We start from the raw sequence: 12,487 nt of genomic DNA, 5'->3' as shown, positions 1-12,487 counted from the left end.
GCGTCCGGTGACGGGTGGTCAAGCCATGGACAACCGCGTCAATCAGTTGGACACCGTCTTCAGGTGCGGCACCGACGACAGCGTGGGCACGTGGCTGGCCAGCTCCACCAGCAGTCCTGCCGCGCTCTGGCCGCTGAGCTCGTAGGGCTTGAACTCGGAGGAGTTGGAGTAGCGCAGCAGGATTTCCTGCGAGAAAAGGTTCTCGCCGATGTAGCCCATGGCCCACTGCGGGAACTGGCGCTGGTGGATCTCGTGATAGGCCAGCAGCACCGGGCTGTGATGGCGCTTGTCATTGAGAATGGCGTGGTAGGCGCTGTTGACGGCCGAGCGCGAGCCTTCCAGGCATTGCAGGAAGTAGCTGCTGTTGAAGGCCAGGATGCCGGTGATGCCCCGGCGCGCGTTGTTGCGCGCAGACGATTCGAGGATCTGCGCGATGTCGTCGGGGTTGAACGACGGGTCGGTGCGACTCACGTAGAGCATGTTGACGAGATACATGGGACCACTCCAGCCACTCGGATGCTGTCATCGAGCGTGCCGGAAGCCCGGGCAGACTGCTGTTGCGAACGCGTTACCGCCTGTTGCGGGCGCGTTACGCGAGCTTGAGCTGGGTCTTGACCTCGGCGACGAAGGCGCGGAACTCCTCGCAGGCCTTGGCATCGCGGCCTTCGCACACCGTGCGCCCGTGGCCCATGGCATCGAGGTAGGCATTGCGCTGACCCAGGCGGGATTCGCACTCCTTGGCGCGTATGCTGGCTGCCGTGGTTGCCATGAAGACCTCGGTGGACTTGCCCGGACGCAGACGGTTCCAGACCAGGCGTGCCTTCAGTCGCTTGCTGGTCTTCTTGGCCTCGCGCACGACATCAACCAGCTGCTCGGTGGCCCAGACATCGGCCGGTGACGCGGTCAGCGGCATCAGCACCAGATCGGTGTAGGCCATGATCTCGCGCAGAAACTTGTGACTGCGCGGCGGAAGATCAATGACCACGACATCGCAGCTGCTGTCGAACTGCTCAACGGCGGCACCCAGCTGGGTGACATTCTCGGCGGTGATCACCTGCAATTCCGGATCGCCGCGCAGCTCGGCCCAATGCGACGACGTGCCCTGCGGCATGTCGGCATCAATCAGCCCGGTGCGAAACTCCCGCGCCAGCTCACCAGCCAGATTGGTTGCCAGCGTGCTTTTACCGGCACCGCCCTTGAGCTGTGCCACCGCAATCAGACGCGCCATGGTATCCCGTTGAATTTTTTGATCATTCGAGTGTATCCGAAGTCCCAATCATAAAGCTGTTGCAGTTTCATGACAGCGGTCGGCATGCGCTGCCCGGCGGCAGATGACCGGGCTTGACGCCACCTCACGCGACAGTGCCCGCAAATGGCCGCGGTCTCGCCACGCCGGTGCTGATCCAGGTCATGGGACGCGGGCCGGTCACGTAATGCTGATCCAGCTCGACGATGTCAAAACCGCCGTCGGCAAGCAGCGCAGGCATGTCACGATCGAGATGGCAGCCTCCGGCAAAGGGCTTCCAGACCGGGGTCAGCCAGTGCTGCCAGCGCTCGACACCGGCATCCGGTGACAGCCCGTGCTCGCTGAACAGCAGCTCGCCACCGGGCTTGAGCACGCGTCGCAGTTCGGCCAGCGCCGCCAGCGGGTCCGGAATCGTGCACAGCGTGAAGGTGCAGACCACGCTGTCGAACTGCCGGTCCGGCACCGGGATGCGCTCAGCCGACAGCGGAATCAGCTCCAGCACCAGACCGCTGCGTTGCAGGCGATCCGCCGCGATGTCGTGCAGCGCCAGCGACGGATCCAGCCCGCACAGCCGGGTGATCTGCTCCGCCCGGTAATGCGCCAGGTTGAGACCGGTGCCGATGCCGATCTCCAGCACCTCGCCGCGCGCACGCGGCACGATGCGGGCACGCTCGCGGTCTATCGCCTTCATGCCGCAGGCGCAGTCAATCAGATGCGGCAACACGCGCCGCTCATACCACGAACCGATCATGATCATTCTCCTGGGGACGAGCCCTGCCGGGGTGCCGTGCCGAACCAGCGCTTGTGGGCCCGGCGAAAGGCCGTGGCATCCTGGTAGCCGAGACTCAGGGCCACCGACTCCACGGTGTGATCGGCGCGCTCAAGCAGCACGCGCGCCTGCTGCGACAGCACCTGATCGAGCAGATCCTGATAGGACGTGCCCTCGGACTTGAGATAGCGCATCAGCGTGCGCGACGACATGCCCCAGTGTTCCGCCAGCGCCGCCAGCTGCCAGCGCTGGCCCGGATTCTGCTGCAGCAGGCGGGTGATGCGCTCGCTCCAGCGACTGCTGCTGTCGCGCTGGGCGGTCAGCGCCTCGCAGGCCTGCACGGCTGCCTCCCAGGCGCCGGGATCCGCGAGCAGATTGGGCTGCTGCAGCAGACGCAGCGGCACCTGGATGCAGGTCGGCCCGCTGGCAAAGCTCACTGGTGAGCTGAAATAGGTGGCGTAGCGATCGGCATGAGCCGGTGCGGCATAGCCGAAGCGGATCTGTGCCTCGCGCAGGCGGTAGCCCAGCACCAGGTCGAAGCCGCCCAGAATGCACAGCGCCGTGGCCTCGAGGCAGAAGCGGCCGACCGGACTTTCCGGATCAGCCACGGTCAGGGTGAGGATAAGCGCGTCGCGGGTGAAGGCACGCTGCAGCTGCACGCCCGGCACGCGCAGGCTGTGGAAGCGCTCCAGTGCTGCCCAGGCATCGCCGAGCGTGGGACTGGCCGAGAGCAGCACGCCAAGCGGACCGTGCGCCGTCACCGGCAACCGCGACGCCACCGCCAGCGCCAGGTCGGGGCGCGGATCCATGCTCAGAGCACGTGCCACGATGCGCTGGTAGTCGACTTCGCTGACCTCGCCGTCGAGCCGGGTCAGGTCCTCGACGCGCAGCGCGGTGCCCTCGACCAGCCGGGCAAGGCCGTCATCGTCGAGGCGCATGGCACGCGCCAGCAGGCGCAGATAGGTCACGGGATATCGCATCATGCCGCCATGATGCCCGGACCCTTTGTCACTTTCTACCTGCCAGAGTGTCACTCACCTCTCTTCTGCAGACTGGACAGCGCAGGCAAGATCGGATCACTGTCCTACCCTGTCCGGAGAGTTTCCTGTCATGACGGTCGCCGTACCCGCACGCCTGCTGCGCGAGCAGCTCCCCAACATCACCGCCTTCCTGCGTGGCGCCGTGACCTCCTACCTGCCCGTGAAGAGCGCCCGCCCCGGCGACTGGCTGCAGCGCGAGCTGCCAGCGCCATCGGATGCCTTGATCGACACCTATGCTCGCTGGTCAGGGGCACCTGCCGGTCGCTATGCCGACGAGATTCCGCCACACCTGGCCAGTGGCAAGCTGGCCCTGGGACTGATTGCCGAACTCACCTCGCAGTCGCCCTACCCCATGCTCAGCGTGCTCAACCAGGGCGTGCGCCTGCAGGTGAATGCGCCGCTGCCGCGCGGCCAGCGCCTGAGCCTGCGCGGCCAGCTCGTCGATGCCAGCGATGACGGCTACCGCGCCCGCGTGCACAGCCGAATCCTGCTGGGCACCAGCCACCAGCCTGACGCCCTGGTCATTGATGCCATGGCGGCGGTGGTGCTGCGCAATCGCCCGGCCAGTCTCGCCGAGCCTCGCGAGGAGCCTGTGTTCACGCCGGTCGGATACTGGCAGGCAGGCCCCGACGAAGGCGTCAAGTTCTTCTACCTGACAGGCGACTTCAACCCCATACACACCCTGCCGCTGGTGGCACGCCGCACTCGCTTCAAGGGCTGCATCATGCATGGCTACGGTGCCTTCGCGCAGGTCTTCGAGGCCGTTCAGAACACGGGCAGGAGAATTGCCGACATCGAGGTGCGTTTCATCCGCCCGCTGCCGCTGCCCAGTCCGCAGCTGGTGATCGAGGTTGCCGAGCCGGGCAGCGACGGACGCCGTCCGCTGCGCCTGCGAGATGGCGAGGGCACGGTCTACCAGGTCGGCAGCTTCCTGCCGCAGGAGGTCGCATGAGCTTCCGCCCCCAGCCGCTGCCAGCGGAACGCCAGCCCGTTCTGGCCGCCGGCGTGCGCACGGCCTTCCTCGACAGCGCCGGTCTGTATGCCGATCTGATGAGCTACGAGCTCGGCGCCGAGGCGCTGCGCGGCCTGCTCGAACGCACCGGCATCGATCCCGCGGTGCCCGAGCAGGTGATCATGGGCACCGTGCTGCACGAAGTGGAAACCACCAACGTGGCGCGCGAGGCCATGCTGGCGGCCGGACTGCCCAGCCGAACCCCGGCCTGGACCGTGGCCATGGCCGGCATCTCGCCCAGCGTCGGTGTCATGTCGCTGTGCGACCAGATCGCGCTCGGTCGCGTGCAGGCCGGCATCGCTGCCGGCACCGAGAACTTCTCCGACGTGCCGGTGCGACTGTCGCAGAACATCCGCCGCACGCTGATGAAGCTGCGCCAGCGCAAATCCGCGCCGGAGCGCCTGCAGGCCCTGCGCCAGCTGCGCGCGCGCGACTTTCTGCAGCTCGACATCCCGACCAGCAGCGACACCACCACCGGCCTGACCATGGGCGCGGCCTGCGAGAACATGGTCCGTCGCTTCGGCATCACGCGCGAGGCCTGCGATGCGTTTGCGGCACGCAGCCATGCCGGCGCCCTCGCAGCCGCCCATCATCACGCCGAACAGATCGTGCCGGTGACCGTGCCCGGCGGTGCGGTGGCGCGCGCCGACAACACCCCGCGTGCCGATGCCACCCGCGAGCGCCTGGCCACCCTGCCCCCGGTCTTCGACCGGCAGCATGGCATCATCACCGCTGGCAACGCCTCGCGCTTCACCGACGGTGCCACCGCGCTGCTGATGACCAGCGCCGCCCGTGCCGCCGAGCTGGGTCTGACGCCGCTGGCGCAGGTGCGCGATTACCTGCTGACCGGCGTCGACAGCCTGGAGCACGAGATGCTGCTGGGACCGGCGATGTCGATTCCACGCCTGCTGGCGCGCAACGGGCTGCGCTTTGCCGACGTCACGGTGTGGGAAATCCACGAGGCCTTCGCGGCACAGGTGCTGATCAACCGTGCCTGCATGGCCGATGCCCGCTTCGTGCATGAGCGCCTGGGCAGCGACTGTCCGGTCGGCGAAATCCCGATGCACCAGCTCAATCCCTGGGGCGGTTCGCTGTCGCTGGGCAACCCGTTTGCCGCCACCGGAGGACGCCTGCTGATGACGGCAGCCCGGCGCCTGCAGACCGAGGGCGGTCGCTACGCCGTGGTGTCCACCTGTGCCGGTGGCGGACTCGGTGCCGCCCTGCTGCTGGAGCTGTCCGACCCGGCCTGAGCACTGACAGAACCGGTCGGTCATGATACAAGGCATTGATTCCGCGCCCCGACAACGGGCGCTGAGAGATGCCCCTGCTGACTGACCGGAGAGCGCCTGGTGACGGACATCCTGCAAGAGCACACCGCGCTCATCACCGGCGCCTCCGGCGGTCTCGGCCTGCACTTTGCCGAGACGCTGGCACGCGCCGGCGCCCGGGTCGTGCTGGCGGCGCGCCGTGTCGAAGCGCTGGAGGCCGCCGTGCAGGCGCTGAACGACGCCGGCCACCGTGCCCATGCCGTGACCATGGACGTCACCGACGAGACCTCGGTGCAGACCGCACTGGCCGACGCCCTGCGCTGGGCCGGTGATGACAGCCTGTCCATCCTGGTCAACAACGCCGGCATCGCGCGCGAGGGCATGGCGGATACCCTGAGCGAAGCCGACTGGGATGCCGTGATCGACACCAACCTCAAGGGGCCGTGGCTGGTCAGCAAGGCCTTCGTGCAGGCACGGCGCGCGCGCGGGCTGGGCGGCAGCATCGTGCATGTCGGCTCGATTCTCGGCGAGCGCGTGGCCCAGGGTGTGGCCGCCTATGCCGCGGCCAAGGCCGGCCTGCACCATCTGACCCGCGCCCAGGCACTGGAGTTCGCGCGCCACGGCTTCCGCGTCAATGCACTGGCGCCGGGCTACATCGAGACCGATCTCAACCGGGACTTCTTCGCCAGCGAGGCCGGCCAGCGCCTGCTCGCGCGCATGCCCGCGCGCCGCCTCGGCCAGCCCGGCGAACTCGATGGCGCCCTGCTGCTGCTGGCCGGACCGGCAGGCAGCTTCATCAACGGCAGCGTCCTCACCGTCGACGGCGGACACTGCGTATCCACCCTTTGACCTTCACGGGTCTCCGACACGAGAGCAGCGCATGGATTTCGCCATTTCCCCCGACCTCGAGCAGCTGCGCCAGCGCGTGCGCGATTTCGTCGCCCGCGAGATCCTGCCGCGCGAACGCGAGGCCGGCTTTCTCGACGAACACGACAATGTCAGCGAGCCGGTGCTCGCCGACCTGCGCGCCAAGGCAAAGGCAGAGGGTCTCTGGGCCTTCCAGATGCCGGTCGCACGCGGTGGCCTGGGCCAGAACCATGTCGGCATGGCGGTGCTCTACGAGGAGGCCGCGCGCTCGCCCTTCGGCCCGGTGGTGTTCAACGTCGCCCCGCCCGATGACGGCAACATGCAGGTACTCAACAAGCTGCTCAAGACCGAGGCACAGAAGCAGCGATGGCTGCAGCCGCTGATCGATGGCACGGTGCGCTCCGCCTTCGCCATGACCGAGCCCATGGGCTGCGGGTCCGATCCGTCGCAGACCTACACGCGGGCCGAAAAGCGCGGCAATGACTGGGTCATCACCGGCCGCAAGTGGTTCATCACCGGTGCCGAGGGCGCACAGACCTTCATTCTGATCGCGCGCACCGCGCCTCCCCAGACAGGGAATGACGACCGCAAGAGCCTGACCGCCTTCCTGTTCGATGCCGGCCAGCCCGGCTGGCGCATCGAGCGACGCATTCCCATCATGGGCCCGGAAGAGCACGGCGGGCACTGCGAACTGGTCTTCGACGGACTGGTGATTCCCGACGAGAACCGCCTGCTCGAGGTCGGCGACGGCCTCAAGGTCACCCAGATCCGCCTCGGACCGGCGCGCCTGACGCACTGCATGCGCTGGCTGGGCCTGAGCCAGCGCTGCCTCGAGGTTGCCGGCGCCTACATCCGTGAACGCCAGAGCTTCGGCATGGCGCTGGCCGAGCACGAGGGCGTGCAGTGGATGCTCGGGGGTGCTGCCATGGACATCCACATCGGCCGGCTGCTGACCATGCAGGCGGCCTGGCTGCTCGACCAGGGCGACTTCGCCCGCAAGGAAGTGTCGATGGCCAAGGTCCATGTCGCCGACACCCTGCACAAGGCTGCCGACACCGCCATCCAGCTGCTCGGCGCGCGCGGCTACTCGCGCGACACCGTGGTCGAGTGGGTCTACCGCTACGCCCGTCAGGCACGGCTGGTCGATGGTGCCAGCGAGATCCACAAGATGGTGCTGTCACGCAGCTATCTGGCCGAGGGACGCGACTTCTTCCAGTGGCGCGGCCATGACTGAGACGGCCGGCCGCTGGTGGGACGATGCGGTCCTGGCAGCCTTCCTGTCACGACAGCTCGGCGGCGCGGCCTGCGTAAGCGCTGCCAGTCGCCTGTCCGGCGGGGCCATCCAGGACAACTGGGCACTGGAGGTGGCGATCGAGGGGCAGCCCCCGCTGGCGCTGGTCATGCGCAGCGATGCCGCCACCGGGGTGCAGGCCTCGCGCAGCCGTCAGCAGGAGTTCAAGCTGCTGCAGGTGGCCCATGCTGCCGGCGTGCTGGTGCCGGAGCCGCTGTGGCCGGGCGATGCCAGCCTCGGCCGTGCCTGCTTCTTCATGCGTCGCGTGGCCGGGGTGGCCGCTGGTCACCGCCTCGCCAAGGACGACCGACTGGTGCCGGATCGCGCGGCACTGGCCCGTGACATCGGTCGCCACATGGCGCGCCTGCACCGGGTGCGACCGGGCGAACCGCGTCTGGACTTCCTGCCCCCGGCCTCGCCGACCCCGGCAGCCGACGCGCTCGCCGAGATGGGCGCCTGGCTGGACCGGCACCACCAACCCCACCCGGCCCTGCGCTGGGCCTGGCGCTGGCTGCTACGGCACCAGCCGCCGGCCTGCACGCCCGTGCTCACCCACCGCGACCTGCGTACTGGCAACTACCTGGTCGATCAGGGGCGTCTGAGCGCGATTCTCGACTGGGAGTTCGCAGCCTGGTCCGATCCCGCCGAAGACCTGGGCTGGTTCTGCGCCGCCTGCTGGCGCTTCGGGCAGCCGGCCCGCGACGCGGGTGGCATCGGCCCGCGCGAGGCCCTGCTGGCAGGTTATGAGGAAGAAGCCGGCTGGGTGCCGTCGGCAGCGGCCATCCGCTACTGGGAAATCCACGCCCACCTGCGCTGGGCAGTGATCGCCTTGCAGCAGGCCGACCGTGTCACCCGTGGCGGCGAGGCCTCGCTGGAGCTGGCGCTGACCGGGCAGCTGGTGCCGTCGCTGGAATGCCAGCTGCTGGCCGACACCGGCATCGCCGTGCCGGCCGCGGACGATGCCCTGCCCGACCTCACGCTGCGCATCGCGCCCCCGCTGGCGACGCTGATCGGGCTGGCCCGGCAGACCCTGCTCGATGATCTGCTGCCGGCCCTGCCCGCCAGCGCCCACTACGACGCACGCATGATTGCCAACGTGCTTGCCATCAGTGCCCGCCAGCACGGCGACGCGTCCGATGAGCAGACACCCGCACACAGCCCGACCCTGCAGGCCTGGCTGGATGCCGATGACGCGGTGTCACGACTGGTCTTGTGGCGGCGGCTGGAACAGGCGCTGATGGCCGGCGAACTGGATGGCGACTCGGCACGTGCACACGCCGGGCGGGACGTGCTGGCGCGGCTGACCTGGGCGCGCCACCGCGAGGGCAGCGGTCGCCACTACCAGCCGGTGTGATGACGGAAAATCCTCAGTCGCGAGGCTCGGGCGCGTGAATCGCCGGCAGGCTTTCTAGCAGGCTGGATACCAGGGCATCGGAATCCGCGGCCCGGGTCAGGGTGACACGGCGCATCAGGGTGATGCGCTCGTTGTGCAGACCGCCAGCCACGAGGCTGGCACGCACCGGCAGACTGCCGGTGATCTGCACCGTGCTGTCGCCCTGACCGGGACGGAACTGGCGCTCGGCACCGCCAAGATCGCCACACACCACCAGCAACTGTCCCGGCAGAGGACTGCCGACCAGGCGCTGCCAGCCCGGGTAGCGCGCATCGAGTGTCACCACCAGCCCCTCGCGACCGGCGGCGCAGGCCTGCTCATGATGCTGGTCGGTACCATGTGACAGCACGGCATGCGCCAGGAACTGACCGGACAGATACAGCCGGGCTGCATCCAGCAGCAGCACCACGGTCAGGACGCCGAGCAGCAGCAATCCCGCCGGGGTCAGCCAGCGCGGCAATCGCGAGGTCGGGGTCGGGAACGCAGCCGGGTTCAGCTGTGCCAGACGCTGCAGGACAAGGGCTTTCATGGCGCCAGTTTACGCGCCGGAACTGGCTGAAAATCAGCCTGAAAACGGACTCCTACAAATTCGCACGCGGCCTCACAGGGGCCGGACAAAGCCGCTACAAATTGCTTCCCGGCTGCTCTTGACCGGCAGCGGCTGGTGTCATCTGAGGCGGCTGTCCTGAGGTGGCCGGATCGGGCAGGTCCAGATAGCGCCGCACGATGTCGGCCAGACCCTGACTGAGCTGGTCGTAGCTGATCGGCGGGTTGGGCGAAGACAGCTGCTGCAGCACCGTGAAGATGCCGGCATTGATCATGATGTAGGCCATCACCGGCAGGTCGGGCCGCCCGGCGAACTGCGGCCAGCGCATCACGAAGCCGGTCACTACCTGCATCAGCAGGTCGCGGATCGGCTCGATGTAGCGCAGCGAGTCGTGCGCAACCAGCTGCCGCGCCACTCGCAGATAACGCTCGTCATTCCGCGTCAGCAACTCGCCGAAACGCTGCAGCAGATGCAGGGTGGCGGCGTCCGGCGAACGCGTCATGAGCTCGGGCATGCAGTCGCGAATCATCACCAGCACATCCTCGATGAAGCGCTGGTGCATGGCGGCGAACACCGCTTCCTTGTTGTCGAAATACTCGTACAGCGAGCCGATGCTGATGCCGGCGACGCGGGCGATCTCGCGGGTGCTGGTGCCGGCGCCGTGCTCGCCCACCGATCTGAACCCGGCCTCGACAATGGCCTCGACGGTGGCGCGGGAACGGCTTTGCTGCGGGGTTCTGGGCATGGTCTGGAATCCGGCTTGAATCCGATCACTCGATCAGAATAGCCTAGCATATTGACAATATGCCATGTCCGACTAGCATGACCATCTGGTCACGCCTGTGCAACCGCGACGAGGTCCGGGCATTTCATCACTCTGGAGAGACATCATGGCAAACCCCGCTGTCCGCGGCGAACACGCTCCCGATCACGAAGTCATCATCATCGGCGGCGGCTTTTCCGGCATCGGGGCCGCCATCAAGCTCGACGAGATCGGCATGCGGGACTACCTGCTGGTGGAACAGGGTGACGGCATCGGTGGCGCCTGGCATTTCAACACCTATCCGGGTGTCGCTGTCGACATCCCCTCGCTGAGCTACTCGTTCTCGTTCGAGCGCAACCCGGAATGGTCGCGGGTGTTCGCGCCCGGCAAGGAGCTCAAGGCCTATGCCGAGCACTGCGTCGACAAGTACGGCCTGCGCTCGCGCATCCGTCTCAACACCGGCATCCGCGCCGCCCGCTTCGACGACGCCAGCAGCCTGTGGCACCTGACCACCGAGGCCGGCGAGACCCTGACGGCACGCTTCGTGATCGGCGCCACCGGCGTGCTGACCCAGCCCAAGTTGCCGGACATTCCGGGCATAGCCAGTTTTCGCGGCACCACCATGCACACCGCTCGCTGGGATCACGGCGTCGACCTGCGTGGCAAGCGTGTCGCCATCATCGGCACCGGTGCCTCGGCGCTGCAGGTGATTCCGGAGATCGCGCCCGAGGTGGCGCACCTGACAGTGTTCCAGCGCACCCCGATCTGGGTGCTGCCGAAGCCGGATGCCGCGATTCCCGGTGCCGTGCAGCAGGTCATGAAGCGGCTGCCGTGGCTGCAGCTGCCGGCCCGTCTGGCCAGCCAGGCCTTCGTGGAAACCACCTTCGTGCTGGCGGCGCACTATTACCGCCAGCTGCGCATCGTCAAAGCCTTCGAGCCGGTTGCCCTAAAGCACCTCGAGAACCAGGTCCGCGACCCGGTCACCCGTGCCAAGCTGACGCCGCGCTACGGTCTGGGCTGCAAGCGCCCGAGCGTGTCCAACACCTACCTGAAGACCTTCAACCGCGACAACGTGGCACTGGTCACCGAGGGCATCACCGGGATCGTGCCGGAGGGCGTGCGCACCGCGGACGGCGTGCTGCATGCGATCGACATCCTGATCTGCGCCACCGGCTTCAAGGTCTTCGAAAGTGGCAACATGCCGCCGTTCCAGGTCACCGGCAGCCAGGGCCGCGACCTCGAGTCGTGGTGGGATGCCGAACGCTACCAGGCCTACGAGGGCGTCTCCATGCCCGGTTTCCCGAACTTCTTCCTGATTCTCGGGCCCAACGGCTACAACGGCGCGTCCTACTTCCAGCTCATCGAGCAGCAGGTGCGGCACATCACCCGCTGCCTGAAACAGGCACGCACGCGCAAGGCACGCCGTGTCGAGGTGACGCGCGAAGCCAATGATCGCTACTTCCGGGACATGAAGGCGCGCAGCGGCAGCCAGGTGTTCTTCAACAACGGGTGCGCCAGTGCCAACAGCTACTACTTCGACAAGCACGGCGACGTGCCGTTCCGGCCCGCCACCAGCCTGGAAGCACACTGGCGCAGCATGACCTTCGACCTCAACGACTACGTTTACCGCTGAGCGCGCAACTCGCCCGAGGCCGAACGCAGGATGCGTGCCGCGCCGGTCAGCGCCAGCGTGGCCATGACCAGCGCCACCAGCACGTCCGGCCAGTGGCTGCCGCTGAACCAGACGGCGATGGCGGCCAGCACCACGGCCACATTGCCGATGGCGTCATTGCGACTGCAGATCCACACCGACTCGCGGTTGCTGTCACCGCTGCGATGGCGGAACAGCATCAGTGCCACGCCGACATTGGCGGCCAGCGCCAGCAGGCCGACGGCGCCCATGGTCGCGGCTTCCGGTACGTCACCACGCATCAGACCCGTCACGGTCACCAGCAGCACCCAGACGCCGAAGCCGGCCATGGTCAGCCCCTTCAGCAGCGACGCGCGCGCACGCCAGACCAGGCTGCGGTCGAGCACGTAGAGACTGATGGCGTAGTTGGCGGCATCGCCCATGAAATCCAGGGCGTCGGCAAGCAAGGCCTTGGAGCCGGCCGCCGACCCGGCGACCACCTCGATGACGAACATCGCGGCATTGATCAGCAGTGCCAGCACCAGCACGCGGCGGTAGCCGGCGTCAGCAACGGGTGTCTGGCTGCTGCAGCTGCCGTGGCAGTGATCCGACATGGTCTCACTCCGCAAAGACGGGTGAGACCAGTCTGGCGTCAGCCCTC

General features: G+C 67.7%; 13 protein-coding genes. 6 read left to right on the top strand and 7 right to left on the bottom strand.

The window, feature by feature from the left end; all coding sequences use genetic code 11:
• Positions 1-42: 42 nt before the first annotated feature.
• The 4 genes from F595_RS0108620 to F595_RS0108605 all read right to left on the bottom strand — a co-directional run bounded on the left by F595_RS0108620 (position 43) and on the right by F595_RS0108605 (position 2,998).
• Complete coding sequence (locus F595_RS0108620; protein WP_022956463.1) at positions 43-495, bottom strand: BLUF domain-containing protein; 453 nt, start codon at positions 493-495, stop codon at positions 43-45.
• Between the two features lie 94 nt (positions 496-589).
• Positions 590-1,228: a ParA family protein gene (locus tag F595_RS0108615; RefSeq protein WP_022956462.1), complete on the bottom strand. Its 639-nt coding sequence runs from the start codon at positions 1,226-1,228 to the stop codon at positions 590-592.
• A 124-nt stretch (positions 1,229-1,352) separates the two neighbouring features.
• Positions 1,353-1,997 carry a class I SAM-dependent methyltransferase gene (locus tag F595_RS0108610; protein ID WP_040568416.1) on the bottom strand — a complete coding sequence of 215 codons (645 nt, stop codon included), beginning with the start codon at positions 1,995-1,997 and terminating at the stop codon, positions 1,353-1,355.
• 2 nt (positions 1,998-1,999) lie between these two features.
• Complete coding sequence (locus F595_RS0108605; protein WP_022956460.1) at positions 2,000-2,998, bottom strand: AraC family transcriptional regulator; 999 nt, start codon at positions 2,996-2,998, stop codon at positions 2,000-2,002.
• A gap of 127 nt (positions 2,999-3,125) precedes the next feature.
• Here F595_RS0108605 and F595_RS0108600 point away from each other — a divergent pair, with 127 nt between their 5' ends.
• The 5 genes from F595_RS0108600 to F595_RS13510 all read left to right on the top strand — a co-directional run bounded on the left by F595_RS0108600 (position 3,126) and on the right by F595_RS13510 (position 8,847).
• Positions 3,126-4,007 carry a MaoC family dehydratase gene (locus F595_RS0108600; RefSeq protein ID WP_022956459.1) on the top strand — a complete coding sequence of 294 codons (882 nt, stop codon included), beginning with the start codon at positions 3,126-3,128 and terminating at the stop codon, positions 4,005-4,007.
• Entirely contained in the window at positions 4,004-5,317 is a 1,314-nt protein-coding gene (locus F595_RS0108595) for a thiolase family protein (protein WP_022956458.1), read from the top strand. The genes F595_RS0108600 and F595_RS0108595 overlap by 4 nt, the downstream gene beginning before the upstream one ends.
• 99 nt (positions 5,318-5,416) lie before the next feature.
• Positions 5,417-6,184 (top strand): SDR family NAD(P)-dependent oxidoreductase, encoded by a 768-nt coding sequence (locus tag F595_RS0108590; protein ID WP_022956457.1) that lies wholly within the window; start codon positions 5,417-5,419, stop codon positions 6,182-6,184.
• A 31-nt stretch (positions 6,185-6,215) separates the two neighbouring features.
• Complete coding sequence (locus F595_RS0108585; RefSeq protein WP_022956456.1) at positions 6,216-7,436, top strand: acyl-CoA dehydrogenase family protein; 1,221 nt, start codon at positions 6,216-6,218, stop codon at positions 7,434-7,436.
• Positions 7,429-8,847, top strand: a complete 1,419-nt coding sequence (locus tag F595_RS13510; RefSeq protein WP_022956455.1) for a phosphotransferase — start codon at positions 7,429-7,431, stop codon at positions 8,845-8,847. The genes F595_RS0108585 and F595_RS13510 overlap by 8 nt, the downstream gene beginning before the upstream one ends.
• A gap of 13 nt (positions 8,848-8,860) precedes the next feature.
• Here F595_RS13510 and F595_RS0108575 read toward each other — a convergent pair whose 3' ends face one another.
• Together F595_RS0108575 and F595_RS13505 are read right to left on the bottom strand one after the other, a co-directional pair.
• Positions 8,861-9,415, bottom strand: a complete 555-nt coding sequence (locus tag F595_RS0108575; protein ID WP_022956454.1) for a hypothetical protein — start codon at positions 9,413-9,415, stop codon at positions 8,861-8,863.
• A gap of 94 nt (positions 9,416-9,509) precedes the next feature.
• Entirely contained in the window at positions 9,510-10,178 is a 669-nt protein-coding gene (locus F595_RS13505) for a TetR/AcrR family transcriptional regulator (protein WP_022956453.1), read from the bottom strand.
• Positions 10,179-10,323: 145 nt separating this feature from the next.
• On the opposite strand from F595_RS13505, the gene F595_RS0108565 reads away from it, so the two are divergent.
• Positions 10,324-11,829, top strand: coding sequence for a flavin-containing monooxygenase (locus F595_RS0108565; RefSeq protein WP_022956452.1), 1,506 nt, complete (start codon positions 10,324-10,326; stop codon positions 11,827-11,829).
• Here F595_RS0108565 and F595_RS0108560 read toward each other — a convergent pair.
• Positions 11,820-12,440, bottom strand: coding sequence for a cation transporter (locus F595_RS0108560; RefSeq protein ID WP_022956451.1), 621 nt, complete (start codon positions 12,438-12,440; stop codon positions 11,820-11,822). The genes F595_RS0108565 and F595_RS0108560 overlap by 10 nt on opposite strands.
• Positions 12,441-12,487 lie beyond the last annotated feature (47 nt).

This window comes from Perlucidibaca piscinae DSM 21586 (genome assembly GCF_000420045.1).
GTDB lineage: Bacteria > Pseudomonadota > Gammaproteobacteria > Pseudomonadales > Moraxellaceae > Perlucidibaca > Perlucidibaca piscinae.
The sequence above is the reverse complement of the archived record's forward strand: the minus strand, read 5'-3'. Positions and strand labels throughout refer to the sequence as shown.

Bases quoted from the DNA above. Each gene is read 5' to 3' on its own strand.
- F595_RS0108620 (WP_022956463.1), bottom strand. From the start codon at position 495: ATGTATCTCGTCAACATGCTCTACGTGAGTCGCACCGACCCGTCGTTC.
- F595_RS0108615 (WP_022956462.1), bottom strand. From the start codon at position 1,228: ATGGCGCGTCTGATTGCGGTGGCACAGCTCAAGGGCGGTGCCGGTAAA.
- F595_RS0108610 (WP_040568416.1), bottom strand. From the start codon at position 1,997: ATGATCGGTTCGTGGTATGAGCGGCGCGTGTTGCCGCATCTGATTGAC.
- F595_RS0108605 (WP_022956460.1), bottom strand. From the start codon at position 2,998: ATGATGCGATATCCCGTGACCTATCTGCGCCTGCTGGCGCGTGCCATG.
- F595_RS0108600 (WP_022956459.1), top strand. From the start codon at position 3,126: ATGACGGTCGCCGTACCCGCACGCCTGCTGCGCGAGCAGCTCCCCAAC.
- F595_RS0108595 (WP_022956458.1), top strand. From the start codon at position 4,004: ATGAGCTTCCGCCCCCAGCCGCTGCCAGCGGAACGCCAGCCCGTTCTG.
- F595_RS0108585 (WP_022956456.1), top strand. From the start codon at position 6,216: ATGGATTTCGCCATTTCCCCCGACCTCGAGCAGCTGCGCCAGCGCGTG.
- F595_RS13510 (WP_022956455.1), top strand. From the start codon at position 7,429: ATGACTGAGACGGCCGGCCGCTGGTGGGACGATGCGGTCCTGGCAGCC.
- F595_RS0108575 (WP_022956454.1), bottom strand. From the start codon at position 9,415: ATGAAAGCCCTTGTCCTGCAGCGTCTGGCACAGCTGAACCCGGCTGCG.
- F595_RS13505 (WP_022956453.1), bottom strand. From the start codon at position 10,178: ATGCCCAGAACCCCGCAGCAAAGCCGTTCCCGCGCCACCGTCGAGGCC.
- F595_RS0108565 (WP_022956452.1), top strand. From the start codon at position 10,324: ATGGCAAACCCCGCTGTCCGCGGCGAACACGCTCCCGATCACGAAGTC.
- F595_RS0108560 (WP_022956451.1), bottom strand. From the start codon at position 12,440: ATGTCGGATCACTGCCACGGCAGCTGCAGCAGCCAGACACCCGTTGCT.